This is a genomic window from Streptococcus cristatus, from assembly GCF_003943515.1.
GTDB classification, from domain to species: Bacteria; Bacillota; Bacilli; order Lactobacillales; family Streptococcaceae; genus Streptococcus; species Streptococcus cristatus_D.
In genome coordinates this window covers 385,898-410,023 of the sequence record NZ_RJPT01000001.1, presented here as the reverse complement: position 1 = coordinate 410,023, position 24,126 = coordinate 385,898, and the positions used below count along the sequence as shown (strand labels likewise).

Here is a 24,126-nt window from a genome sequence, read left to right as displayed (position 1 = left end):
AATCAAACGTTTTGCTTTTATTAATTTACGAAAGGATTTAGAACATGTCTATTATTTCTATGGTTTTAGTAGTCTTTGTTGCCTTCTTAGCTGGTCTAGAAGGTATCTTGGACCAATTCCAATTCCACCAACCATTGGTTGCATGTACCTTGATCGGTCTTGTAACTGGTAACTTAACTGCTGGTGTTATCCTTGGCGGATCTCTTCAAATGATTGCTCTTGGTTGGGCAAATATCGGTGCTGCTGTTGCACCTGATGCTGCCTTGGCTTCAGTTGCTGCTGCTATCATCATGGTTCAAGGTGGAGATTTCACTGACAAAGGTATCACAGTTGCAACTACAATCGCGATTCCTCTTGCCGTAGCTGGTCTCTTCCTTACTATGATCGTGCGTACTATCTCTGTTGCCTTGGTTCACGCTGCAGACTCTGCTGCTAAAAAAGGGGATTTTGCTAGCGTTGAACGCGCGCACTTTGTAGCTCTCCTTCTTCAAGGACTTCGTATCGCGATCCCTGCAGCCCTTCTTCTTGCTATCCCCGCAGAAGCAGTGCAAAAATTGCTTGCTATGATGCCTGATTGGTTGGCAGGCGGTATGGCTGTCGGCGGGGGAATGGTTGTTGCCGTTGGTTACGCTATGGTTATCAACATGATGGCAACTCGCGAAGTATGGCCATTCTTTGCTATCGGTTTTGCTCTTGCTGCTGTTAGCCAATTGACTTTGATTGCCCTCGGTGCTATCGGTGTAGCAATCGCCCTTATCTACCTCAACCTTTCTAAGAAAGGCGGAAACGGTGGTGGCGGTTCTGCTACATCTAACGACCCAATCGGCGATATCCTAGAAGATTACTAAGAAAGGAGCTGCTATATCATGACTGAAAAAATTCAATTATCTAAATCAGACCGTCAAAAAGTTTGGTGGCGTTCTACTTTCTTGCAAGGTTCTTGGAACTATGAACGTATGCAAAACTTGGGTTGGGCTTATTCTTTAATTCCAGCTCTCAAGAAACTTTACACTAAAAAAGAAGATCAAGCTGCTGCTCTTGAGCGTCACTTGGAATTCTTCAATACTCACCCATACGTTGCTGCTCCAATCATCGGTGTAACACTCGCCCTTGAAGAAGAAAAAGCAAACGGTGCAGAAATTGACGATGCAGCTATCCAAGGGGTTAAAATCGGTATGATGGGACCTTTGGCTGGTATCGGTGACCCTGTCTTCTGGTTCACAGTTCGTCCGATCCTTGGAGCACTCGGTGCATCTCTTGCTCTGTCAGGAAATATCATCGGCCCACTCCTCTTCTTCGTTCTTTGGAATGCGATCCGTATGGCCTTCTTGTGGTACACTCAAGAATTGGGCTACAAGGCTGGTTCTGAAATCACTAAAGACATGTCTGGTGGTATCCTTCAAGACATCACTAAAGGTGCTTCAATCCTTGGTATGTTTATCTTGGCTGTTTTGGTAGCACGCTGGGTAAACGTTAGCTTTGCGCTTCAATTGCCATCTACAAAACTCTCTGAGGGAGCTTACATTAACTTCCCTAAAGGTGCTGTAACTGGCGAGCAACTTCAAAAAATCTTGGGTGATGTTGCAGGCGGATTGAGCTTGACTCCTGAAAAAGCAAATACCCTTCAAGGACAAATTAACTCTTTGATTCCAGGTTTGATGGGACTTCTCCTTACCTTCCTCTGCATGTGGTTGCTTAAGAAGAAAGTTTCTCCAATCACAATCATCATCGGACTTTTCGTTGTTGGTATCGTTGCCCGCCTTATTGGTTTGATGTAATTAAAAAGAAGGTTTCGGCCTTCTTTTTATTATGGTATAATAGCTATAGTATTTAAAAGGGAGAGGTTCTATGGCGCAATCGCAAAATAAATCGATTGAATTTCAAACGACAGGGGTTTCCTATCTGGGTTTGGGTGGCAAGGTTGGAAAGTTTTTGATCGGTGATGTCGCACTGGAATTCTACGCTGATGCCAATGTAGAAGACTATATCCAGCTACCTTGGTCTAGCATCCAGCAGATCGGTGCCAATGTCTCTGGGAAAAATGTCAGTCGCCATTTTGAAGTGTTTACAGACAAGGGCAAGTTTCTCTTTGCTTCCAAGGACACTGGAAAGATTCTCAAAATTGCACGGCAACATATCGGAAATGAGAAAGTTGTCAAATTGCCTACCTTGATCCAAACAATTGGCCAATTCATTAAAAATCTATTTGCAAAAAAATAGAAAATCCTGTATAATCTAGGAAACGGATAAGTAAGACTATCGCTTCTTTCAGAAAGTCTGCGGGTGCTGCGAGCAGATAGGAGCCTAGTGTGAAATTCTACCGTTGCAATACAACTACATACATAATCAAGTGCACACCTGTGAAGTTGGATGGAACCGCGGCCTAGCCGCTCCAACAGTTTCCTCGGTGTGCTTTTATTTTTTGGAGGTTTTATGTTAGATTTAAAACGTATTCGGACAGACTTTGATGCTGTCGCAGAGAAATTAGCTACCCGTGGCGTAGCAGCTGATGTGCTCAATCAAATGAAGGAAATTGATGAGCAACGACGTGATTTACTGGTGAAAGTAGAAAATCTCAAAGCAGAACGCAACACCGTTTCTGCAGAGATTGCCCAAGCCAAGCGCAACAAAGAAAATGCAGATGACAAGATTACAGCCATGCAAAAACTATCTGCCCAAGTCAAGGACTTGGATGCTACTTTGACTGAATTAGATGCTAAATTGACCGAGTTCACCACAACCCTGCCAAATATTCCGCACGATAGCGTGCCAGTCGGGGCAGACGAGGATGACAATGTAGAAGTCCGCCGCTGGGGTACACCTCGCCAATTTGACTTCGAAGCTAAGGCTCACTGGGATTTGGGCGAGGATTTGGACATCTTAGACTGGGAACGTGGCGCAAAAGTTACGGGAGCCCGCTTCCTCTTCTACAAGGGCTTGGGAGCTCGATTAGAGCGCGCTATCTACAACTTCATGCTGGATGAGCATGGCAAAGAAGGCTATACGGAGGTCATCACTCCCTATATGGTCAACCATGACTCTATGTTTGGTACTGGGCAATATCCTAAGTTCAAAGAAGATACCTTTGAGCTAAGCGATACTAACTTCGTTCTGATTCCGACTGCTGAAGTTCCACTGACCAACTACTATCGAGATGAAATTTTAGATGGCAAAGAATTGCCAATCTACTTCACAGCTATGAGCCCATCATTCCGCTCTGAAGCTGGTTCTGCCGGTCGTGACACACGTGGTCTCATCCGCCTGCACCAATTCCACAAGGTTGAAATGGTGAAATTTGCCAAGCCAGAAGAATCTTATGAAGAGCTAGAAAAGATGACTGCCAATGCAGAAAACATCCTACAAAAGCTCAATCTGCCTTACCGTGTCGTTGCTCTCTCTACTGGCGACATGGGCTTCTCAGCTGCTAAAACCTACGACTTGGAAGTCTGGATTCCAGCTCAGAACACCTACCGTGAAATCTCTAGCTGCTCTAACACAGAAGATTTCCAAGCTCGTCGAGCACAAATCCGCTACCGTGACGAAGCAGATGGCAAGGTCAAACTCCTTCATACTCTCAACGGGTCTGGACTGGCTGTTGGACGCACAGTCGCTGCTATCTTAGAAAATTACCAAAATGAAGATGGTTCTGTGACCATTCCTGAAGTTCTACGTCCTTACATGGGCGGTTTGGAAGTCATCACACCAAAATAAGCAACGAAAGGTCCGAAACAATCGGACCTTTTCTTATTTCTCCTTAAGGAGAAACTCAACAGTTCAGAAAGAGAAACGAAATATAGGATTTTATACTTTAAAAAGAGGCTGGGACAAAAGTCCTAGCCTCTCAATTGTCTTTGGATTGTCGAGCAAGGCGCAGTGGTTGAGTGGGCTCTACTACGCTGATTTCATCAGCTTTTACAGCCCTACTCAACTGTGCGGAGGTGGGACGACGAAATCGAATTCTAACCAATTACCGATTTCTGTCCCACTCTCCTTTTCTGTTACTTAACGTGACTTGCTAACTCTTCTTGAGCTTTTTTATTTGATTCTTCTTTTTCTTTTTCCCATTTTTCCAAAGCTTTTTGATAATCAGCTACTGTCAGAACCTTATCTTGAAGCTCCATTCCCTTAAATACATAGACATCACCCTTGATACCTACATAAGAGTAGGCTTTGGTAAATGGTACGACCTTTTGAACCATTGGTGAAGCCCCTGCAGAAATAGATGGGATCACAATAGAACTATCTGTTAACCAAGCCTGCGCTGCTGCATACTTCGTATAGCGAGCATTGGTATCTTGCTTTTCTGCATCTGCCTGATCCAAAAGCGCTTTGTAGTCCGTTAAACCAACCTTAGAAGCAAGATCTTGGTTTTGACCTTTTGTCAGACCAATATTGTCCAAGATATCCCCTGTTTCTGGGTTAAAGATATTCAAGTAAGTCACTGGATCTTGATAGTCTGCTGACCAACCAGACATATTGAGGTCATAGTCCTTTTGGGCAGCTGTTTCTGCAAAGTAAGTAGAGTTATCAAAATCGTCTGATGACATTTGATGCACGTCAATCACAACGTTTTCTTGGCCTAGAGCTGCCTCAACAGATTGTTTGAAAGAGTTGGTCCGTTGTACCATGATTTTATCTGTCTGGTCAACTGGTACATCTAGATGAATCGGGAATTCAACTCCCTGTGCTTGCAAAGCTTCTTTTGCTTTAGCAAATTCTGCCTTGGCCTTTTCTGGGTTGTAAATGCTATCTTGGGCATCAGCTAATTTGACACCTTGCCATTCATCCCCATAAGAAGCCAGCTGTGATTCAACAACATCCGAGAAATCCTTGCCATCTACTTGCACAAAACTAGGAGGTACAAGCAGGCTTCTGATGATCTTCGTTGCTCCTTCATTACCATTCATCTGAGCACCAAAGGATTTACGGTCAAAAGCGAAGTTAATTGCTTGGCGAAAGTCTTTATTTTGAATTGCTTCTTTGCTGGCAGCCTTTTGGGCATCTGTCTTAGAAGTGTGGCTATAAGCCTGACGATTCAAGTTAAAGGCATAGAAATAGCTAGTTGAGTTTTGTGGAGTAAAGATGATGTTGTCTTTGTATTTCTTTTCTACTGATGCATAGTTTGAGCTAGTCGGATAGAGACGAGCTTGTGTGTATGCACCATCAGTAAAGTTACGGATCAACGACTCTTGGTCAGAACCATCGTAGTAAGTCAACTTGACATCTTCGATCTTCACATTGTCCTTGTCCCAATAGTTTTGGTTTTTAGAATATTCGATAACAGACTTAGAAGTAAATGACTTTAATACATACGGACCATTGTAGAGGATACCGGAAGGTTTCACGGTACCAAAGTCCTTGCCTTCTTTCTTTAGAAATTCTTCGTTAATTGGGAAGAGAATGCCCATGGTTGTCTTAGAATTCCAGTAACTTTCTGGCTGATTCAGGGTGTATTGGACTGTATAGTCGTCGATTGCCTTGACACCTACAGTAGAGAAATCATTGCTTTCCCCTTTGATATAAGCAGCTAATCCCTTGATAGAGTTTTGCACGATTGGTAATGCTTCTGATTTTTCATCTGCAGCGTGCTTGAGCCCTGTTACAAAGTCTTGTGCCTTGACAGCAGCATATTCTTCACCTTCTGCTGTGTACCATTTAGCGTCCTTACGCAACTTATAAGTATAAGTTAGGCCATCTTTAGACACAGTCCAGTCTTCAGCCAATGAAGGGATAAGATTCCCATATTGATCATTTTCTAAAAGACCGTCGACCAAATTGGCAATGACGTCAGAAGTGGAGGAGCGATTGGAGTTTACATAATCCAATGTATCTGGATCTGTATTATAGACATAAGAATATGTCTTTGCCGAGCTGGTGCTTGACTTGCCACAAGCAGCTAAGAATAGCGCTGATGCTGCAACCAAACCAGTAATAGCCAACCATTTAGATTTTTTCATGAGCAAATCTCCTTCTTTAGATTATGTATTATTATACATCATTTTTAGACAAATACAAGTCTTATTTAAGAAAATTTTAAAATTCTATGCATTTTTCTTATTTTTATTGAAACAAAATATAGGAAAATTTCTATGCATTTTCATATATTTTCATAAAAATACAAAAAATATTATAAATAATAACCTGTTCAATATTTTACAAGGATTCTTGAATAGGATTATCAAAATATCGGCTTTTTTATGTTACAATAGATTTATTACTAATCTAGGGGAAAGAAATGAAAAAATTTTTTGTATTCCTACTGCTATTCTTTGGTCTGATTGCCAAGCCTGTTCTAGCAGATGACTATGAAATTGCCGCTAAAAGCGCCATTGCTGTCGATGCAAACTCAGGAAAAATCCTCTATGAAAAGGAGGCTACAAGCCCACTAGAAGTCGGTGCTATCACTAACATCTTGACTGCTTATCTGGTTTACGAGGCCATTGCTGATGGCAAACTGAGCCTAGAAACTGAGGTTGATATCTCTGATTATGCTTACCAGCTGACAGTAAATCCCTCTATCGCGAACCTGCCTCTGGAAGCGCGTCGCTACAAGGTAAAGGACTTACTGAATGCTTCTCTTTTAGCAAGCGCCAACAGTGCTACCATCGCTCTGGCAGAAAAAGTTGCTGGAAGTGAAGAAAATTTCGTCAAGATGATGAAAGCTAAACTCAAGGAATGGAATATTTCTGATGCAATCATTGTAAATGCTACTGGTACGGATATTCGTTTACTAGATGGTTCGCTAGAAACTACCAATAACGAAGAGGAGTCCGCAGAGAATTCTAAAAGCAAGAAAAAACAAGAAACTGTCAATAAGTTCAGTGCTTATGATATAGCCGTGATTGCCTCACATCTGATTGATGACTACCCAGAGGTCCTTGGCGTCACTTCCAAATCTCATGTGAATTTTGCAGGAATCCAACTAGAAAATCCTAATTTAATGTTGGAAGGTTCTCCTAGTTTTCGGACAGGAGTGAAGGGTTTGAAGACAGGCGGGTCTGAGCAGAATGGTGCTTCATTTGTCGGTGTGACAAGTGAAAAAGGGATGCGATTGATCACAGTCGTTTTAGGGGTCGCACAGGAAGATAACGACCCTAATACCCGTTTTGGCGTTACATCTAGCCTAATGACCTACGTTACACAAAATTTCTCTCCTACAGTCCTTGTCAAAAAAGGGGAAAGATACAATAACTCTCAAGTAGCTGTTAGAGACAGTCAAGAGGATAAAGTCGCTGCAGTTGCCAGTGAGGACTTGGTAATCTTAGAACGGATAGCCAATCAGGCTGAACATAAAGTCACCTTTACTCCAAGTCCACAGGAGCTGCAGGCACCCTTGAAAAAGGGTAGTGTAGTGGGCACCCTCACTTATACAGATTCTGAGCCAATCGGCCAGGGCTACATCGAAAATAAGAAAACTTCTATTTCTATGATTACAGAAAAAAAGGTTGAAAAAGCTATCATTTTCAAAGTCTGGTGGAACGATTTTATCCGCTTTGTCAATGAGAAGTTATAAAAGAGATACCGCGAATCAATTGATTCGCGGTTATTTGTATGGTTTGTAAACGTTTAACGTAATCAAAAAAAGTTCTTTGAGGGTTAACTCGCAATCGAGTATTCCGCTACTGTTTAACAGGTCCTCTAAATCTTTTAAATACTTTTCTTAAGCAAAGATTTATTCACAATTAAAAAGAGGCTAACGCCTCTTTTTATCCAACTGACCCTTCCATTTCATAGCTGATGAGACGGTTGAGCTCAACAGCGTATTCCATTGGCAGTTCCTTGGTGAAGGGCTCGACAAAGCCCATGACAATCATTTCAGTCGCTTCGGACTCCGACAAGCCACGGCTCATAAGGTAGTAGAGCTGCTCTTCTGAAATCTTAGAAACTTTAGCTTCATGCTCCAAAGCCACCTGCGAGTTGTGAATTTCATTAAATGGAATAGTGTCTGAAGCAGATAAATCATCCATAATAATGGTGTCACACTCGATATGGCTGACAGATTTCTTAGAATTGCGAGCAAAGGTCACTTGACCGCGGTAGTCTACCTTACCTCCGCCCTTGGCAATGGACTTGGAAACGATAGATGAGCTGGTGTGTGGCGCATTGTGAATCATCTTAGCCCCTGTATCCTGATGCTGACCAGCATTGGCAAAGGCAATAGAAAGCATGGTACCACGCGCCCCTTCTCCATCAAGGTAAACAGATGGGTACTTCATGGTTGTTTTGGCACCCAAGTTTCCATCAATCCACTCAACTGTCGCATCTTTCATAGCCCGCGCTCGTTTGGTTACAAGGTTGTAGACATTATCTGACCAGTTTTGAATCGTCGTATAGCGCATATAGGCACCGTCAAGGGCAAAGATTTCGACAATAGCCGCATGTAAGCTGTTGCTTGAATAAGTAGGCGCTGTACACCCTTCTACGTAGTGAACACTTGCTCCCTCATCAACGATAATCAAGGTGCGTTCAAATTGACCGGAATTTTCATTGTTGATACGGAAGTAGGTTTGAAGCGGAATGTCTACCTTAACACCTTTTGGCACATAGATAAAGGTACCACCAGACCAAACTGCAGAGTTAAGGGCAGCCAACTTGTTGTCTGTCGGCGGAACCAACTTAGCAAAATACTGCTTGAAGAGCTCTGGGTATTCCTTAAGAGCTGAGTCGGTATCTGTGAAGATAATTCCAAGTTTTTGGAACTCTTCCTTCATATTGTGGTAGACCACTTCGGACTCATACTGGGCAGCTGCACCAGCAAGGTAAGCTCGCTCCGCTTCTGGGATCCCAATCCGCTCAAAGGTTTCCTTGATCTTCTCAGGCACTTCATCCCAGCTTCTAGCAGGCTTATCAGAGGCCTTTTGGTAATAAATCAAGTCATCAAAATTAATTTCTGACAAATCTGGACCCCAAGTCTGCATCGGCATTTTCTTGAAAACCTCGTAGGATTTGAGGCGGAAATCCAGCATCCACTCTGGTTCATCCTTGGCTGCAGAAAGCTCACGAATGACCGCTTCATTCAGCCCTTTCCCTGTCGAGAGAACAGGTTCAACATCGTCATGGAAACCAAACTTGTACTCACCGAGATCAATCGGTTTTGGTTCTACTCTTTCTTCTGACATAATTTCCTTTCACATTCTTACTTTTTATCTTCTTCAATCGCTCGCTTGAGGGCATTCCAACCCAAGGTCGCACACTTAATCCGCTGCGGGAATTTGGCAACGCCAGCTAAAAAGGCTCCATCTCCCAATTCTTTCTGGCGACTATCTTCTTGGCCCTGAACCATCTGCGAGAAGACTTCTGCTAATTCCAGCGCTTGCTCTTTTGTCTTGCCCAGAACCGCATCCGTCATCATGCTGGCCGAAGCCGTTGAAATGGTACAGCCGGAATTCACAAAAGCAATATCCTCAATCTGATTTTCAACATTAAACTTCACAGACAGGCTGATAACATCGCCACAGGTTGGGTTATTGAGAACTACCTGCTCCACATCTTCCAGCTTCCCATGATGATGGGGGTGAGCCGAGTGATCGGTCACAACCGCCTTGTAAAGACTGTCTAACTTAGAAAGTGCCATTGAAAAACTCCTTTGTCTTTTCTAAAGCCTCTACCAGCTTGTCACAATCTGCATAGGTATTGTAGATATAAAAGCTGGCCCGCACAGTCGCTGGCACCTGTAGATAGGTGAGCAAAGGCTGAGCACAATGGTGACCCGCTCGGACAGCTACTCCTTCGTAGTCCAGAGCCGTTGCGACATCATGTGGATGGAGACCATCCAGGTTAAAGGCAATCACGCCTGAGCGCTGAGCCAAATCCTGAGAGCCATAAATGGTCAAGCCTTCCACTGCCTGCAGCTTAGGAAATACGTAGGCAATCAGGTCCCGCTCATGCTGGGCAATGGCATCCATGCCCAATTCTTCCAAATAATCAATGGCCGCCGCAAGACCAATTGCTCCTGCCATATTTGGAGTGCCGGCCTCAAACTTCCAAGGAAGTTCCTTCCAGGTCGCTTCCTGCTCATAGACAAAATCAATCATTTCGCCACCGAACTCGACTGGCGACATCTGCTCTAGCAGTTCTTCCTTGCCATAGAGAACCCCGATACCAGTAGGTCCAGCCATCTTATGCCCCGAAAAGGCGAAGAAGTCCACATCCAAATCCTGTACATCAATCTTCATGTGCGGAATGGATTGAGCCCCGTCCACCACCAAAAGCGCTCCTTGCTGATGAACCATCTGGGCAATCTCCTTGATAGGATTGATGACACCGAGAACATTAGAAGCATGAGCCAGAGAGACAAACTTGGTCCGCTCATTGAGCTTGGCAAGGAAATCCTCCATATCCAGAGCACCATCTTTGAGATAGACATAGACTAACTTGGCTCCGGTCTTCCTACAAGCTTCCTGCCAAGGAATGACATTGGAATGGTGCTCCATGATCGAAATCAGCACTTCATCACCAGGCTGCAGCCTTTCAGCCGCAAACTGAGCCACCCAGTTAAGCCCCGTCGTAGTTCCTCGTGTAAAGAGAACCTCTCTGCTAGAAGCCGCATTGATAAAAGACCGAACTCTTTCTCTGGCTGCTTCATAGGCTGCTGTCGCCCGCTCGGCTAGCGTATGCACACCGCGGTGGACATTGGCATTGTCTCTAAGATAGTAGTTTTCAATAGCCGCTAGCACCTGCTTGGGTTTCTGGGTTGTCGCCGCATTGTCCAAATAAACCAAAGGCTCATCATTGACAATTTGGTCCAAAATGGGAAAATCTTGCTTGATTGCTTCTGCATTAAATCCAGACATGAAGACTCCTATCTAACTAATACGGGACAAGGCCCAGCTTTTTATCTTTTTGCGAGAATAATATCGATATTTTCAATCATTTCATCACGGACTTCTTTAACAGGGATTTCCACAATTACTGAGCCCAAGAAGCCACGCACGACCAAACGTTCAGCCGTCGCCTTGTCAAGACCCCGACTCATGAGGTAGTACATATCTTCTGGATCCACCTGGCCGATAGAAGCCGCGTGACCAGCTGTCACATCGTTTTCATCAATCAAGAGAATTGGATTAGCATCTGAGCGCGCTTGATCAGACAGCATGAGAACCCGGCTTTCCTGCTGAGCATCTGCTCCCTTAGCCCCTTTGATAATATGGCCGATACCATTGAAAGTCAGGGTTCCTTTTTCTAGGATAACTCCGTGCTGCAGGATATTTCCGATAGAATTGCAGCCATAGTTGGTTACGCGAGTGTCAATCCCTTGAACCTGCTTACCGCTAGAGAGAGCCACCACTTTCATATCCGCATGGCTGCCCTTGCCATAGAGGTCGCTGTCAAAGTCAGCCACGACATTGCCTTCGTTCATAACGCCGATAGCCCAGTCAATCATGGCATCATTATCCAGCTTGCCACGACGACTGATATAAGCCGTTACATTTTCGCCCAAACGATCAATAGCTGAAAACTTAATCTGAGCTCCAGCCTGAGCAATAACTTCGACAGTGATATTGGCAGTTACTGGAACAGACCCTTCACCATAAGTTTCCAAGCGTTCCAAGTAGTTAACCTTGGAATGCTTGCCTGCTATAATCAAAATATGCTTGTTAAAAGGAACATCGCTTTCGCTATCCTGATAAAAAATTCCTTCAATCGGCTGGTCAATCTCAACATTGTCCGGCACATAAAGAACCGCACCGCTGTTGAAATAGGCAGTGTGATAAGCCGCCAATTTGTCCTCGTCGTACTTGACTGCGGACATAAAATGCTTCTCTACCAACTCTGGAATTTCTTCCAAAGCAGAGTGGAAATCAGTGAAGACCACACCTTGCTCTGCCAAATCAGCTGGCAGCTGCTCAAGGACCGTTTGGGTTCCCATTTGGATAAACTTGAGATTATCTCCGAGAGCCGTAAAATCTGGCACACTGGTCAAAGGCTCGCTGTTGCTAATACGGCCGTCACCCAGATTCCAGCGGTGAAATTTGACCCGCTCAATGACTGGCAAGTCCAGTTGATCAATCTGGTCAAAGGCCTGCTGACGGAGATCAGTCAACCATGTTGGTTCTGCGTGAATTTGTGAAAATTCTTGAATCAATTCTTTTGTCATGTCATTCTCCTATCTTTTATCAAAGTCAAAAGAATGTTTGACTAGACTTCTTCAGTATAGTTGAAGCCCAACTCTTCAGCCAATTTGGCATAGCCTTCTTTTTCCAAGCGAACTGCCAATTCTGGACCGCCAGAAAGAACAACTTTCCCCTCCATCATGACATGAACTACGTCTGGAGTGATATAGTTGAGCAGGCGTTGGTAGTGGGTGATGATCATAGCGCCAAAGCCCTCTCCACGCATAGCATTGACCCCTTTAGACACGACCTTAAGAGCGTCGATATCCAGACCTGAGTCAATCTCATCCAAAAGCGCAAAAGTTGGCTCTAGCATGAGCAACTGCAGGATTTCATTACGTTTTTTCTCACCACCTGAGAAGCCTTCATTGAGGTAGCGCTCAGCCATCTCTTCCTTCATGTTGAGCAGTTCCATCTTTTCATCTAGTTTAGTAATGAAGTCACGGACAGAGATTTTTTCATCGTCTTCCTTGCCAGCATTCATGGCCGCACGGAGAAACTCTGCATTAGTAATGCCAGGAATTTCACTAGGATACTGCATTGCAAGGAAGAGTCCCATACGAGCCCGTTCATCCACTTCTAGCTCCAAGATATTAACCCCATCAAAAAGCACCTCTCCTTGAGTTACTTCGTAGTTAGGATTTCCCATAATGGCTGCAGACAAGGTAGATTTCCCTGTTCCATTTGGACCCATGATTGCTGCAACTTCTCCCGTTTTCAGAGTAAGATTTACTCCTTTGAGAATTTTTTTCCCTTCAATTTCAACATGAAGATCTTTGATTTCTAAGACAGACATTTCTTTTTCCTTTCTTTGCTTAGCTGATTTACATACTTTAGTATACCAAAAAAAAGCCCAAAAGGCTTTTATTTTGTTTAGAACTATTCTTGTTTATGTTTCTTTTGGTATCTCTTCTCTCGAACTTCTTCTCGATAAGAGGAGTTTCCGATAAAGCGCAGGATATTGAGCAAAGGCGTCCTCTGCGGCCCCAGAACCCCTATTAGTTCTACCAAGAGTTCGACACCTAGCAGAAGACCAATTACGAGGAGGAGTCCACCGATGCGAGTCGATACATTTAGCAGGAGGGAAATCATAGAGAAAATCATCGAAATCCCATAGATAACCAGAACTGTTCCCCGATGTGTTAATCCCAAGGACAAGAGTCTATGGTGAAGGTGGTGACGGTCAGGCTGGTAAAATTTCTGACCAGACAAAGTCCGACGAACGATTGCTAAAAAGGTATCGGTAATCGGTACACCCAAGATAATCATAGGCGTGACAATCGCTACTGCCGTCGCATTTTTCAAGCCCTGTAGAGAGAGGACCGAAATCATAAAACCGATGAAAAGAGCCCCCGTATCCCCGCCATATATAATGGCTGGATGATAATTGTAAGGAAAGAAGCCAGCAATAGACGCTACTAAGACCAAGATTGTCAAAGTCAGGAATAAATTATGACCCGGCAAGAAAAAGTAGGAAACAATGCCCATGGTTAGCAAGGAAATAATGGAGACCCCGCTAACAAGGCCGTCTAAACCATCCATGAGATTGACCGCATTAGTAATAGAGACAATCCAGAGAATGGTCAAAATAAAAGATAGCCAAGGTGGGAAAAAAAGATGGGGACCACCAAACGGAATCTTAAAGTCATCCAAGCGGAAATCCGTCAGCCACCAAATCAGACAGGCAGCTAGCACAATCCCCCCTAACTTCATCAGAGGACTTAATTCTTTAATATCGTCGATAAGCCCCGTCAGGGCAACAATCAAGCCCCCCAACACCACAGGCCAAATATAGTCAAAATAAGTCTGTTCAAAAAAAGTGACGCCAACAATCTGTGGCATGAAAACCAAAGTCGCCAAGGTAAAAGCCGTTACAACTGCCAGACCGCCTGCACTCGGCATGGGCTTTTTATTGATTCGTCGAGCATTAGGATAGTCGACTGCATCCATTTTAAAAGCCAAGAGCCGAACGAGGGGAGTCAACAAAACTCCGACAAAAAATGTCGCTAGTAGCACCAAAATGAACTTCAATGGAAAAGCAATCATAAGCATTCAACTTTCTGCAACTGTTGGATGGCTTCTGTCACCAAAAGCAGACGTCCGTGTTCTTGTAGGACAGCACGAGTAATATCTGTATCCTCAGCAAATTCACGCATTTTAGCCAGTAACCAAGCTGGATAAAGTTCTGGTTGCTCTTCCAAATCTACCAAAATAGTCAGGTAGTAGGCAGAGTCATATTTATAGAGTTCTGACAGGTCTATTGGGTAGTCAACCGTTTTAGCGAAAGAAACGACGCTGCGCAAATCAGTAAATGACAAAATATAGTAGACATAACGGTCTAGGTTCTCTTCGTCCTTCTCCTCTGAAGAATCCGCAGAATCCTCCTGATCAGCCTCGGCTGCCTCTAAAGATTTAACCGCCTCTAGGTCATCCTTACTCTTTTCAAAGATATTTTTTTCCAAAGTCTTTAAGAATTTATCTGGAGACATCTGGCTGAGCTCATCTAGGTCTGGTAGATTGCCCAAATCTTCAAAATTCAAATTCTTATCAATCTTGGATCTCGTCACAAAGACATCCAGCTTGTCTGGTTTAGGCGTCACTCGAAAGCTGAGCATGCCACTGTCTAAAAAGCTTTCCGGCATTTCCAGCTCATCCAAAATGGTATAGAAAAATTCTTCTGTTTTTTCTTGGGGAACTAGGAAATCTGCAATTTCCATTCCGTGTTCTTCCAAATCTTCCAACTGGATGGTGATTTTAATCGTCGAATCATTAATCTGTTTCACTTCCATCTCATCAACCTCATACTTTCATAGTCTTTCTATTATACTAAAATTCTAAACTTATTTCAAAAAAATAACTGGTCAAATAAGAAAAGGCTGGGAAAATTTCCCGAGCCTTGATCAGCCAATAATGACCTTAATCAGACCGTAAACCAACAGCAAAACTCCGAGTCCGATCCGATATTTACCAAAAATTGTAAAGTCATGATTCTTGACATAGTCTGTCAGGAAGCGAATCACGTAAAGACTGACTCCGAAAGCCACTCCCATCGCTACCAATAAAAGGAATAATTGGTCGAAACCTAAAGAATTACCCTTGATAATAAATTTCAGGATTTTCAGCCCACTTGCACCAAACATGATTGGAATACCCAAGTAGAAAGTAAACTCTGTTACAACAGATCGGCTGACACCATTCAAGAGACCACCGACAATGGTTGCACCTGAACGGCTGGTTCCCGGAAAGAGGGACAAGACTTGGAAAAGACCGATATAAAGAGCTGTTTGATAAGGAAGTCTACTCAATTCTGTAACAGTCGGTTCCACCTGCTCACGTTTTTCCAAATAGATAAAGGCAACCCCGTAGATAATCAGCATGATTGCAACGGATACCAAATTATAAAAATGCGCTTCAAACCAATCGTCTAGGAAAAGACCGATGATTGCGGCTGGCAAAGCAGCAACGACTACCTTGGCCCAGAGCTGCCAGGTCAGCTGAATTTGACGAGCTGTTTTTCCTGGTTTAAAAGGATTAAGCTTATCAAAATAAATCACCACAACCGCTAAGATAGCCCCCAGCTGAATGACAACATTGAACATTTCCATGAAGGCTGGATTTTCATTTTTATATTTGATAAAATCTTGAATCAGAATCAAGTGGCCGGTACTCGAAATGGGTAGCCACTCTGTAATTCCTTCAACGATCCCATAAATAATAGACTTTAAAATTTCAATAATAAACATAGATAACTCCTAAAACAACTTTAACATTTATTATACCACATATTGGAGGAGAGGAAAAGCTCTCTCAAGGGCTTTTGCCAGCTTTTTATCAAAAGGCTCCGCCCCCGCCGCCTCCACCGCCACCAGAGAAGCCACCTCCTGCTCCGCCTCCCGATGAAACAGAAAAATGACTGGCCGTCGAAGCAATGTGGCCATAATTTGAAAAACTATGGGAACTTGCGTAGAAAATAGGATGAAGATTGTATTGTAGATAAGTATTCATAGACGCGTTTTCCAAGGAAATCTGACGCAGTTTCATGACCCGACTAACACGATCCGCATAGCCAAATAGGGTAGCATAGACCAAAAGCCGGTTCCACAGGACAATGCCCTCCACCTCGGTATCGTATAGGCGAGCGATGTAGCGTAGCATATTCGCAAAGCTATTCCAGAGATAGAAATCATGGGCTCCCTCATCGCTCAGGACACCATCCCGCTGATATAACTGTAAGGCTCTGCCCAGCAGAACGGTCAACACCGAAGCAACAGCTGCAAGCGGAAGATAGAACCAAATAAAACCGTCTAGCTTGATCAAATAGACAAAAAAGGTCAAGAGAGACAAGCCAAAAGCAAGGAAACTTGCCGTTAAAGCCAACCACAAGAGAAGCTTTTCTCCTCGTTTCAAAGGACGATAGTGATCCAGCAAGTTTAGCTCCTGAATCTCCCTTAGCACTTGTTCAGACAAGATGTTTAAATTAGTTGAAAAGCGATTCTTTATCCGATTTCCAATTTGGCGAATTCGTGCCTCATCTGCTGATTTTTTATTTTTATAAAGGTCTTCTGAAATCTGATAAGACTCAAACAAGTCTGCTACAGCTGCTTGTTTATGGTCGCCAAATGCCATCTGTAGGAATTTTCCTTCAAAGTCTGATAAACCTTTTTTAGAAGTTAGTTTCAGGATTGGCTTGTCTGCAGTTCCTAAAAGCTCGATATAGCCTCGATCCATCAAATCCAGCAAGGTCGCCTGCACCAAATTTTCAAATTTCAAATGCGCTCGTCCACTACTGGTCGGATCGACTTCTCTCATATCCACAGCAAAGATATTAGCCGCTACAATGAGAGGAGCCAGATCTTGCGGAGCTTCATAGAGGCGAGCGTCTTTAGGAAAAGCTTGACTAGGACGAATCTTCATCCGAAAGATCAGATAAAATATCCCCGAAAGGATCAGCAAGAAAAGACTTAAAAGTGGCAGATAGACTTCTCCCAAGCGATGATAAAACTGGCTCTTAGCTACAATCTCTTTCTCAACTGCTTGAAAAGTCTGTAGATAGTCGGTTGCTTTTGGATCCTCTGCTGCCTGATGCAAGGCCTGTCGATGCCAATATCCATGCAGTTCGATCTTCTTCCTGCTAGGTAAATGAGATAGCTGTATCCGATAATCCGCACGATTTCTATCTATAGTGGCCGATTGACCAAAATAACCTGTATGAACATACATGTCTGTTAGGGACCAAGTTCCCAAGCCCCAGACCTTAATCGTCACATTTTGCAGCTCCTCCTCCCAATCACTGATCGGTGTCCATTTGAGCTCTGCTATATCTTTATGGAGGAAAAGAAGATTGGTCAAGTTCCATGTGACTGTTACTTTGACCGTGTCTCCCTCTTTACCTGCATTGTAAATCTTGACTTCGTAGCCATCTCCCAAATCTGTGACTCGTGGCTCAAAGTCATATTTTACGACTCCATTGGTTTTCACGGAGACTTTTGGATCTGAATCAATAGCAAAGCCTTCTGGCATCTTTCCTGCCGAACCCAAAGACACCATTTGGCCATTGTAATCATCATCAAAATGATAAGTCACCTCTTCTGTATAGGTGGCTGTATTATCGGCGTGGATCTCCAAATTTCCTTGATATGACTGGATTTGATAGTCTAAAGCTGACACTGTCCCAGCAAAAAATAAACTCAAAAAAAGAATAAAAATCCCTGACAAGTACCTTTTCATAAACCAAAGTCCTTTTCTAAATCTTTATTCTATTATAGCATTTTTCTCAAGTAAGGGCTTACCAGGATTGAAAAGTCGAATATTTTTCGGTAGAATAGAAAGAACCATTTTAGAAAGACTCGGAGAGAATATGAAAAAATTCATTTTAACCTTATTGACAGCCCTCCTCGTCTGTCTGGGGACCTTTACCGTAGCTCAGGCGGATGATTATCTTAGAATTGGGATGGAAGCGGCCTATGCCCCTTTCAACTGGACCCAAGATGATGATTCGAATGGCGCTGTCAAAATCGAAGGAACAAATCAGTATGCCAATGGCTATGATGTCCAAGTTGCCAAGAAGATTGCTCAGGAAATGGGCAAGGAACCGCTCGTTGTAAAAACTTCTTGGAATGGACTGATTCCAGCCTTGACCTCTGGTAAAATCGATATGATTATCGCTGGCATGAGCCCAACAGCCGAACGTAAAAAAGAAATCGCCTTTTCTAACAGCTACTACACCAGTGAGCCTGTTATGTTGGTTCGAAAAGACGGCAACTACGCCAATGCCAAGACCCTCAAGGACTTCAAGGATGCTAAAATCACCTCCCAGCAAGGTGTCTATCTTTACAATCTGATTTCTCAGTTGCCTGGAGCTAAGCAAGAGACCGCCATGGGAGATTTCGCCCAAATGCGTCAAGCTCTAGAATCTGGTGTTATTGACGGATACATCTCTGAACGTCCCGAAGCTCTTACAGCTGAAGCTGCCAACTCTAAGTTCAAAATGATCCAATTTAAAGAAGGCTTTGAGGTCGGCGAAGAAGATGCCTCCATCGCTGTCGGTATGCGTAAAGACGACAGCCGAATCGAGCAAGCTAATGCAGCTATCGCTAAACTCTCAACAGATGACCAAGTCCAGCTGATGGATCGGATGATTAAAAATCAACCGGTGGACACCGATACTGACGATGCTGAAGACACATTCTTCAATAAAGTTTTTAAGATTTGGAAGGAAAATTGGCCGCAGTTCTTACGCGGAGCTGGTTTGACCTTGCTCATTTCCATTACAGGAACAATCGCTGGTCTCCTCATCGGTCTGCTGATTGGGGTCTATCGGACAGCGCCCATTTCAAAAAATAAGGCTCTAGCCTTCCTACAAAAACTATTCGGTTGGTTCCTCAATGTTTACATTGAAATCTTCCGTGGTACTCCTATGATTGTACAATCCATGGTTATCTACTATGGAACGGCCCAGGCTTTTGGCATTTCGATTGACCGGACAGCTGCAGCCATCTTTATCGTTTCTATCAATACTGGTGCCTACATGAGTGAAATTGTCCGCGGTGGTATCTTTGCCGTTGACAAGGGACAATTCGAAGCAGCTACTGCGCTCGGAATGACCCACGGTCAAACCATGCGCAAGGTCGTCCTGCCACAGGTGGTCCGCAACATTTTGCCTGCAACTGGTAATGAATTTGTCATCAATATCAAGGATACTTCTGTCCTCAATGTCATCTCCGTGGTAGAGCTCTACTTCTCAGGAAATACCATTGCAACTCAGACCTATCAGTATTTCCAAACCTTCACCATTATCGCAGTCATTTACTTCGTCTTGACCTTTACTATCACTCGAATCCTACGTTTCATCGAGCGGAAGTTTGACACAGATCATTACACAACAGGTGCCAACCAAATGCAGACGGGAGAATTGAAACAATGACCGAAACAATTTTAGAAATTAAAAATCTCAAAAAATCTTATGGGGAGAATCAAGTCTTAAAAGACATTTCTCTGACTGTCCACAAGGGCGAAGTTATCTCCATTATCGGAAGTTCAGGTAGCGGAAAATCAACCTTTCTCCGCTCCATCAACCTCCTCGAAACACCTACTGCTGGCGAAATTCTCTACCGCGGAAAAAATGTCTTGGATGAAAATTACGACCTGACTCATTACCGCGAAAAATTAGGCATGGTCTTCCAAAGTTTCAATCTTTTTGAAAATCTCAATGTCCTAGAAAATACCATCGTAGCTCAGACAACCGTACTCAAAAGAGAGCGTGCTGAGGCAGAAAAGATTGCCAAAGAAAATCTGGAAAAGGTAGGTATGGGTGAGCTCTACTGGCAAGCCAAGCCTAAACAACTTTCAGGTGGACAAAAACAGCGGGTTGCTATTGCGCGTGCGCTTTCTATGAACCCTGATGCCATCCTTTTCGATGAACCAACTTCAGCTCTTGACCCAGAAATGGTTGGCGAAGTCCTGAAAATCATGAAGGAATTGGCTAAAGAAGGCCTGACTATGATTGTCGTGACCCACGAAATGGAATTTGCCCGCGATGTTTCCAGCCGTGTTATCTTTATGGATAAGGGCGTCATCGCAGAAGAAGGCACTCCACAAGAATTCTTTACCAATCCTAAAGAAGAACGAACCAAGGAATTCCTACATCGCTTCTTGAAATAAACAACCAATCAAACAAACAAGACGGAAAAAGATACATCCGCCTTGTTTTTTATTCGCAAAATAAAAAAGCGGGTTTCCCCACTTTTTGAAGATTAGTCTTCAAACTTTTCATGATTCTTATCGTAGAAATCAATCAAGCCAAGAGCTGTTTCAAAAGAAATATTCTTTACTTTTGCACGTCCTTGAGCAAGAGCAATAATTGACATTTCACGCGCGTTTGTTTCTTTACTAATACGGTAACCTGTAATTTTTTTGTCACGAACCCATCCAACGACTGACTCTACTTTTTCAAAATTTGATTTAGCCATTTCTTACTCCTCTCTAACTTATTTCGAATACTAATATAATGGTTTTTATACAGTTTGTCAACTTAGAAAAACCAAAACAAACAAATTAAATAATTCTGAATATTCTATATTTATTTAGCTTTGAGGGCTGAAAGGATCTGGGTGCGAATACTCTCCACTCCATCAGGATTTGCTGGAAGGAAGACCGTGTTATTTCCTTGCTTATCTGCAAAATTATTCAAGGTATCTAGATATTGGTTGGTCAAGAGGATGGACATAATTTGTTCTTCTGTCAACTCAACATTGGCGCCTTTGAGCTCCTTAATTGAGTCTGCTAAGCCGTCTACGATTGCCTTCCGCTGCTCTGCAATACCGACCCCATGAAGACGATCTTTCTCAGCCTCAGCTTCTGCTGCAGTAACGATTTTGATCTTATCTGCTTCTGCCAATTCCTGAGCTGCCACCCGCTTGCGTTGAGCCGCGTTGATTTCGTTCATAGACTGTTTAACTTCTGCATCTGGCTCAACCTTGGTAATCAAGGTCTTGACAATGATGTAGCCATAAGTCGACATTTCTTCAGCTACCTGCTTTTGAACTTCTAGGGCGATCTCATCTTTCTTTTCAAAGAGCTCGTCCAAGGTCAGCTTAGGAACAGAGGAACGCAAAGCATCTTCGATGTAGGACTTAATCTGCGCTTCTGGCCGCATGAGTTTATAGTAAGCATCTGTCACATTGTGTTCATTTACCCGATACTGGGTCGCAACATTCATGGTCACAAAGACATTATCCTGAGTCTTGGTCTCAACAATAATGTCGCTTTGTAGCAAACGCAACTGAACACGAGCAGCGATTTTGTCAATTCCCAAAGGCAAACGAACATTCATCCCACTTGTACTAGTCTTGTGGTAACGACCAAAACGCTCAATGATGGCAACAGATTGCTGGCGCACGACATAAAGCGAGCTAAATGCCAATAGACCACAAAGAAGAAGAAAAATGAGAAAGAAGAAAAAGAAATTCAGTAACATAAGCGCATCTCCTTAATTTAATATAGTATATTCTAGCACAGTCCTCACTCACTTGCAATTAAAAAGCGGGGTTTTACTAAAATATTTTTAGGATCAGACTAACATGTTGTAAAGCGTTTCATTTCCGTTTAGATTGATGAAGGAAGGATCAAAATGCTCGATTCGATTGATCAGGCCTGCATAGTCATGTTTATTGGCCAGAGCAATCCCAATCAGGACTGGTCCGGTTCCTTTGCTGGCTCGCTTGATGTATTCAAATCGAGTGATGTCATCATTTGGCCCTAAAATATCATTTACAAATTCACGTAAGGCGCCGGGCCGCTGCGGGAAATTTACTACAAAATAATGCTTGATTCCATCATAGATGAGGGCACGCTCTTCCATTTCAGGCATACGGTTAATGTCATTATTTCCGCCCGAAATGATACAGCAGACAGTTTTTCCTTTGATATATTCTCGCAACACTTCCAAGGCAGCCACGCTAGCTGCACCAGCAGGCTCTGCGATGATTCCTTGTTTAGAATAAAGATCAATCAAGGTTTCTGAAATCAAGCCTTCATCAACCCCGATAAGTGTTTCTACATTCTTCTTCGTTGCTTCATAAGTAGAGGCCCCTACCTTTTGGACTGCGATACCGTCCGCAAATTTGTCAATTTCATTGAGTTTGACAGGACCGCCTGCTTCAAAAGCTGCTCTCATACTGCGGGCGCCATTAGCCTCTACCCCAATCACTTCAATTTGTGGCTGGCTTTCCTTGATGTAAGTGGATACTCCTGCGATGAGACCACCGCCTCCTACTGGTACTAAGACCAAGTCTAAATCGATAGACTCCCGAGCTGTATCTTCTAGGATTTCATAAGCAACCGTTCCCTGACCTGCTTGAACATGAGCATCATCAAAAGGATCGATGAAAGTCCGATTTTCCATCCGAGTGAATTCCATAGCCGCCCGAGCAGAAGCATCAAAAGTATCTCCTACTAGCTTGATGGTCACAAAGTCGCCACCAAAGAAACGAACCTGCCCAATTTTTTGCTGAGGAGTTGTGATAGGCATAAAAATAGTCGCTGGGATTTTCATTTCATTACAAGTGTATGCGACACCTTGAGCGTGATTGCCCGCAGAAGCGCAGACAACCCCGCGTTCTCGCTCTTCTTTACTCAACTGAGAAATGGCATAATAGGCACCACGTATTTTGAAAGAACGGACACGTTGGGCATTTTCCTTTTTAAGATAAATCTTTGCCCCGTACTTCTCTGACAAGTAATGATCATAATCAAGCGGTGTATTGACGACAACATCTTTTAATACCTTATGAGCACGGACGATATCTTTTGCTGTTAACATTCCTTTTCCTTTCCAAATGAGGTAAACAAACTCAGCTGGGATTCCAGCTGAGTTTTCCACACAATCTTAGTTGTAGATCTTGAAAGCATCGTCGTCGTTTTTACCAACGAATGGCATTGCTTTACGCAATTCCGCACCGACTTTTTCAATTTCTAGGTTAGCTGCTTGTTCACGGTAAGCTGTGAGTTTTGGACGTCCAGCTTTATAGTCATTTACAAAGTCATTTGCAAATTTACCATTTTGGATATCTGCAAGAACTGCTTTCATATTTTCTTTGACTTGCTCAGTAATCACACGTGGACCTGATACATAGTCACCGTATTCAGCAGTGTTTGAAATAGATTGACGCATTTTCTTGAATCCACCTTCATAGATCAAGTCAACGATGAGTTTCATTTCGTGCAGCACTTCGAAGTAAGCCAATTCTGGAGCATAGCCTGCTTCTGTCAATACTTCAAAACCTGCTTCGATAAGGGCAGTCAAACCACCACAAAGCACAGCCTGTTCACCAAACAAATCTTCTTCAGTTTCTTCTTTATAAGTTGTTTCAAGCAAACCAACACGAGCTGCACCAACACCTTTACACCAATCCATCGCGATGTCTTTGGCATTCCCAGTCGCATCTTGGTAAACCGCGTAAAGAGCTGGAACACCGAAGCCTTCTTCAAAAGTACGGCGAACCAAGTGACCAGGACCTTTTGGTGCACACATGAAGACATCTACATCAGCAGGCACTTTGATAAATTCAAAGTGGATATTGAAACCATGAGCAAATCCAACGGCATTTCCAGCTTCCAAGTTAGGAGCGATTTCTGTTTCGTACAATTCTTGTTGAATTTCATCTGGAGCCAAGATCATGATAACATCAGCCAATTTAGCTGCTTCTGCTACTGTGTATGTGTCGAAACCATCTTCTTTAGCCTTTTCAAATGACTTACCAGGACGAACACCGATAATCACATCATGACCTGTATCACGCAAGTTTTGTGCATGAGCATGACCTTGTGAACCATAACCGATAACGGCGATCTTTTTACCGTCAAGTGCTGCTACTTTTACATCTTTTTCGTATTCCATTGTTACTGCCATAATGTTTACTCTCTTTTCTATTTTTATTGCCTCTTAGGCTGTTTTAACAAATTTAAGCCGGATTTTATACTCACTGAAAATCAAAGATCAAACTAGGAAGCTAGC

Annotated in this window: 21 protein-coding genes; 7 read left to right on the top strand and 14 right to left on the bottom strand. The window is 43.2% G+C overall.

Annotated elements, in window-relative coordinates:
- Positions 1-44 precede the first annotated feature (44 nt).
- From D8791_RS02140 to serS, 4 genes are all read left to right on the top strand, one after another.
- Entirely contained in the window at positions 45-848 is an 804-nt protein-coding gene (locus D8791_RS02140) for a PTS mannose/fructose/sorbose transporter subunit IIC (protein WP_005591779.1), read from the top strand.
- A gap of 18 nt (positions 849-866) precedes the next feature.
- Positions 867-1,778, top strand: a complete 912-nt coding sequence (locus tag D8791_RS02135) for a PTS system mannose/fructose/sorbose family transporter subunit IID (RefSeq protein ID WP_045500727.1) — start codon at positions 867-869, stop codon at positions 1,776-1,778.
- 70 nt (positions 1,779-1,848) lie between these two features.
- Complete coding sequence (locus tag D8791_RS02130) at positions 1,849-2,220, top strand: DUF956 family protein (RefSeq protein WP_125446092.1); 372 nt, start codon at positions 1,849-1,851, stop codon at positions 2,218-2,220.
- A 213-nt stretch (positions 2,221-2,433) separates the two neighbouring features.
- Positions 2,434-3,711, top strand: coding sequence for a serine--tRNA ligase (gene serS / locus D8791_RS02125; RefSeq protein WP_125446091.1), 1,278 nt, complete (start codon positions 2,434-2,436; stop codon positions 3,709-3,711).
- 287 nt (positions 3,712-3,998) lie between these two features.
- Here serS and D8791_RS02120 read toward each other — a convergent pair whose 3' ends face one another.
- Positions 3,999-5,957 (bottom strand): peptide ABC transporter substrate-binding protein, encoded by a 1,959-nt coding sequence (locus tag D8791_RS02120; protein WP_185760531.1) that lies wholly within the window; start codon positions 5,955-5,957, stop codon positions 3,999-4,001.
- A 278-nt stretch (positions 5,958-6,235) separates the two neighbouring features.
- Here D8791_RS02120 and pbp3 point away from each other — a divergent pair, with 278 nt between their 5' ends.
- The gene (pbp3, locus tag D8791_RS02115) at positions 6,236-7,513 is read left to right on the top strand and encodes a D-alanyl-D-alanine carboxypeptidase PBP3 (RefSeq protein WP_125446089.1); all 1,278 of its coding nucleotides are present in this window, start codon (positions 6,236-6,238) and stop codon (positions 7,511-7,513) included.
- Between the two features lie 193 nt (positions 7,514-7,706).
- On the opposite strand, the gene sufB is transcribed toward pbp3, so the two are convergent.
- From sufB to D8791_RS02070, 9 genes are all read right to left on the bottom strand, one after another.
- Positions 7,707-9,119, bottom strand: a complete 1,413-nt coding sequence (sufB, locus tag D8791_RS02110; protein WP_125446088.1) for a Fe-S cluster assembly protein SufB — start codon at positions 9,117-9,119, stop codon at positions 7,707-7,709.
- Positions 9,120-9,136: 17 nt separating this feature from the next.
- The gene (gene sufU, locus D8791_RS02105; RefSeq protein ID WP_125446087.1) at positions 9,137-9,574 is read right to left on the bottom strand and encodes a Fe-S cluster assembly sulfur transfer protein SufU; all 438 of its coding nucleotides are present in this window, start codon (positions 9,572-9,574) and stop codon (positions 9,137-9,139) included.
- Positions 9,561-10,793 carry a cysteine desulfurase gene (locus tag D8791_RS02100; RefSeq protein WP_125446086.1) on the bottom strand — a complete coding sequence of 411 codons (1,233 nt, stop codon included), beginning with the start codon at positions 10,791-10,793 and terminating at the stop codon, positions 9,561-9,563. The genes sufU and D8791_RS02100 overlap by 14 nt, the downstream gene beginning before the upstream one ends.
- 41 nt (positions 10,794-10,834) lie before the next feature.
- Positions 10,835-12,097: a Fe-S cluster assembly protein SufD gene (gene sufD, locus D8791_RS02095; RefSeq protein ID WP_125446085.1), complete on the bottom strand. Its 1,263-nt coding sequence runs from the start codon at positions 12,095-12,097 to the stop codon at positions 10,835-10,837.
- 41 nt (positions 12,098-12,138) lie between these two features.
- Complete coding sequence (gene sufC, locus D8791_RS02090; protein ID WP_005591767.1) at positions 12,139-12,909, bottom strand: Fe-S cluster assembly ATPase SufC; 771 nt, start codon at positions 12,907-12,909, stop codon at positions 12,139-12,141.
- 83 nt (positions 12,910-12,992) lie between these two features.
- A complete protein-coding gene (locus D8791_RS02085; protein WP_125446084.1) occupies positions 12,993-14,165 on the bottom strand; it encodes a glycosyltransferase family 4 protein in 1,173 nt (390 codons plus the stop codon).
- Entirely contained in the window at positions 14,156-14,902 is a 747-nt protein-coding gene (gene mecA / locus D8791_RS02080) for an adaptor protein MecA (protein ID WP_125446083.1), read from the bottom strand. Before mecA ends, D8791_RS02085 begins: the two co-directional genes overlap by 10 nt.
- A gap of 111 nt (positions 14,903-15,013) precedes the next feature.
- The gene (locus D8791_RS02075; RefSeq protein ID WP_125446082.1) at positions 15,014-15,856 is read right to left on the bottom strand and encodes an undecaprenyl-diphosphate phosphatase; all 843 of its coding nucleotides are present in this window, start codon (positions 15,854-15,856) and stop codon (positions 15,014-15,016) included.
- Between the two features lie 88 nt (positions 15,857-15,944).
- A complete protein-coding gene (locus D8791_RS02070; RefSeq protein ID WP_260473499.1) occupies positions 15,945-17,780 on the bottom strand; it encodes a DUF2207 domain-containing protein in 1,836 nt (611 codons plus the stop codon).
- A 190-nt stretch (positions 17,781-17,970) separates the two neighbouring features.
- Here D8791_RS02070 and D8791_RS02065 point away from each other — a divergent pair, with 190 nt between their 5' ends.
- Both D8791_RS02065 and D8791_RS02060 read left to right on the top strand, forming a co-directional pair.
- On the top strand, positions 17,971-19,536 hold the full coding sequence (locus tag D8791_RS02065; protein WP_125446080.1) for an ABC transporter substrate-binding protein/permease: 1,566 nt from the start codon (positions 17,971-17,973) through the stop codon (positions 19,534-19,536).
- Positions 19,533-20,273, top strand: a complete 741-nt coding sequence (locus D8791_RS02060) for an amino acid ABC transporter ATP-binding protein (protein ID WP_005591761.1) — start codon at positions 19,533-19,535, stop codon at positions 20,271-20,273. The genes D8791_RS02065 and D8791_RS02060 overlap by 4 nt, the downstream gene beginning before the upstream one ends.
- Positions 20,274-20,365: 92 nt before the next feature.
- Here D8791_RS02060 and D8791_RS02055 read toward each other — a convergent pair whose 3' ends face one another.
- The 4 genes from D8791_RS02055 to ilvC form a co-directional block, all read right to left on the bottom strand.
- Complete coding sequence (locus D8791_RS02055; protein WP_001130035.1) at positions 20,366-20,581, bottom strand: capsule biosynthesis transcriptional regulator; 216 nt, start codon at positions 20,579-20,581, stop codon at positions 20,366-20,368.
- 110 nt (positions 20,582-20,691) lie between these two features.
- Positions 20,692-21,588: an SPFH domain-containing protein gene (locus D8791_RS02050; RefSeq protein WP_125446079.1), complete on the bottom strand. Its 897-nt coding sequence runs from the start codon at positions 21,586-21,588 to the stop codon at positions 20,692-20,694.
- Between the two features lie 93 nt (positions 21,589-21,681).
- Positions 21,682-22,932, bottom strand: a complete 1,251-nt coding sequence (gene ilvA, locus D8791_RS02045; protein WP_037586260.1) for a threonine ammonia-lyase IlvA — start codon at positions 22,930-22,932, stop codon at positions 21,682-21,684.
- A gap of 66 nt (positions 22,933-22,998) precedes the next feature.
- Entirely contained in the window at positions 22,999-24,021 is a 1,023-nt protein-coding gene (gene ilvC / locus D8791_RS02040) for a ketol-acid reductoisomerase (protein WP_125378910.1), read from the bottom strand.
- Positions 24,022-24,126 lie beyond the last annotated feature (105 nt).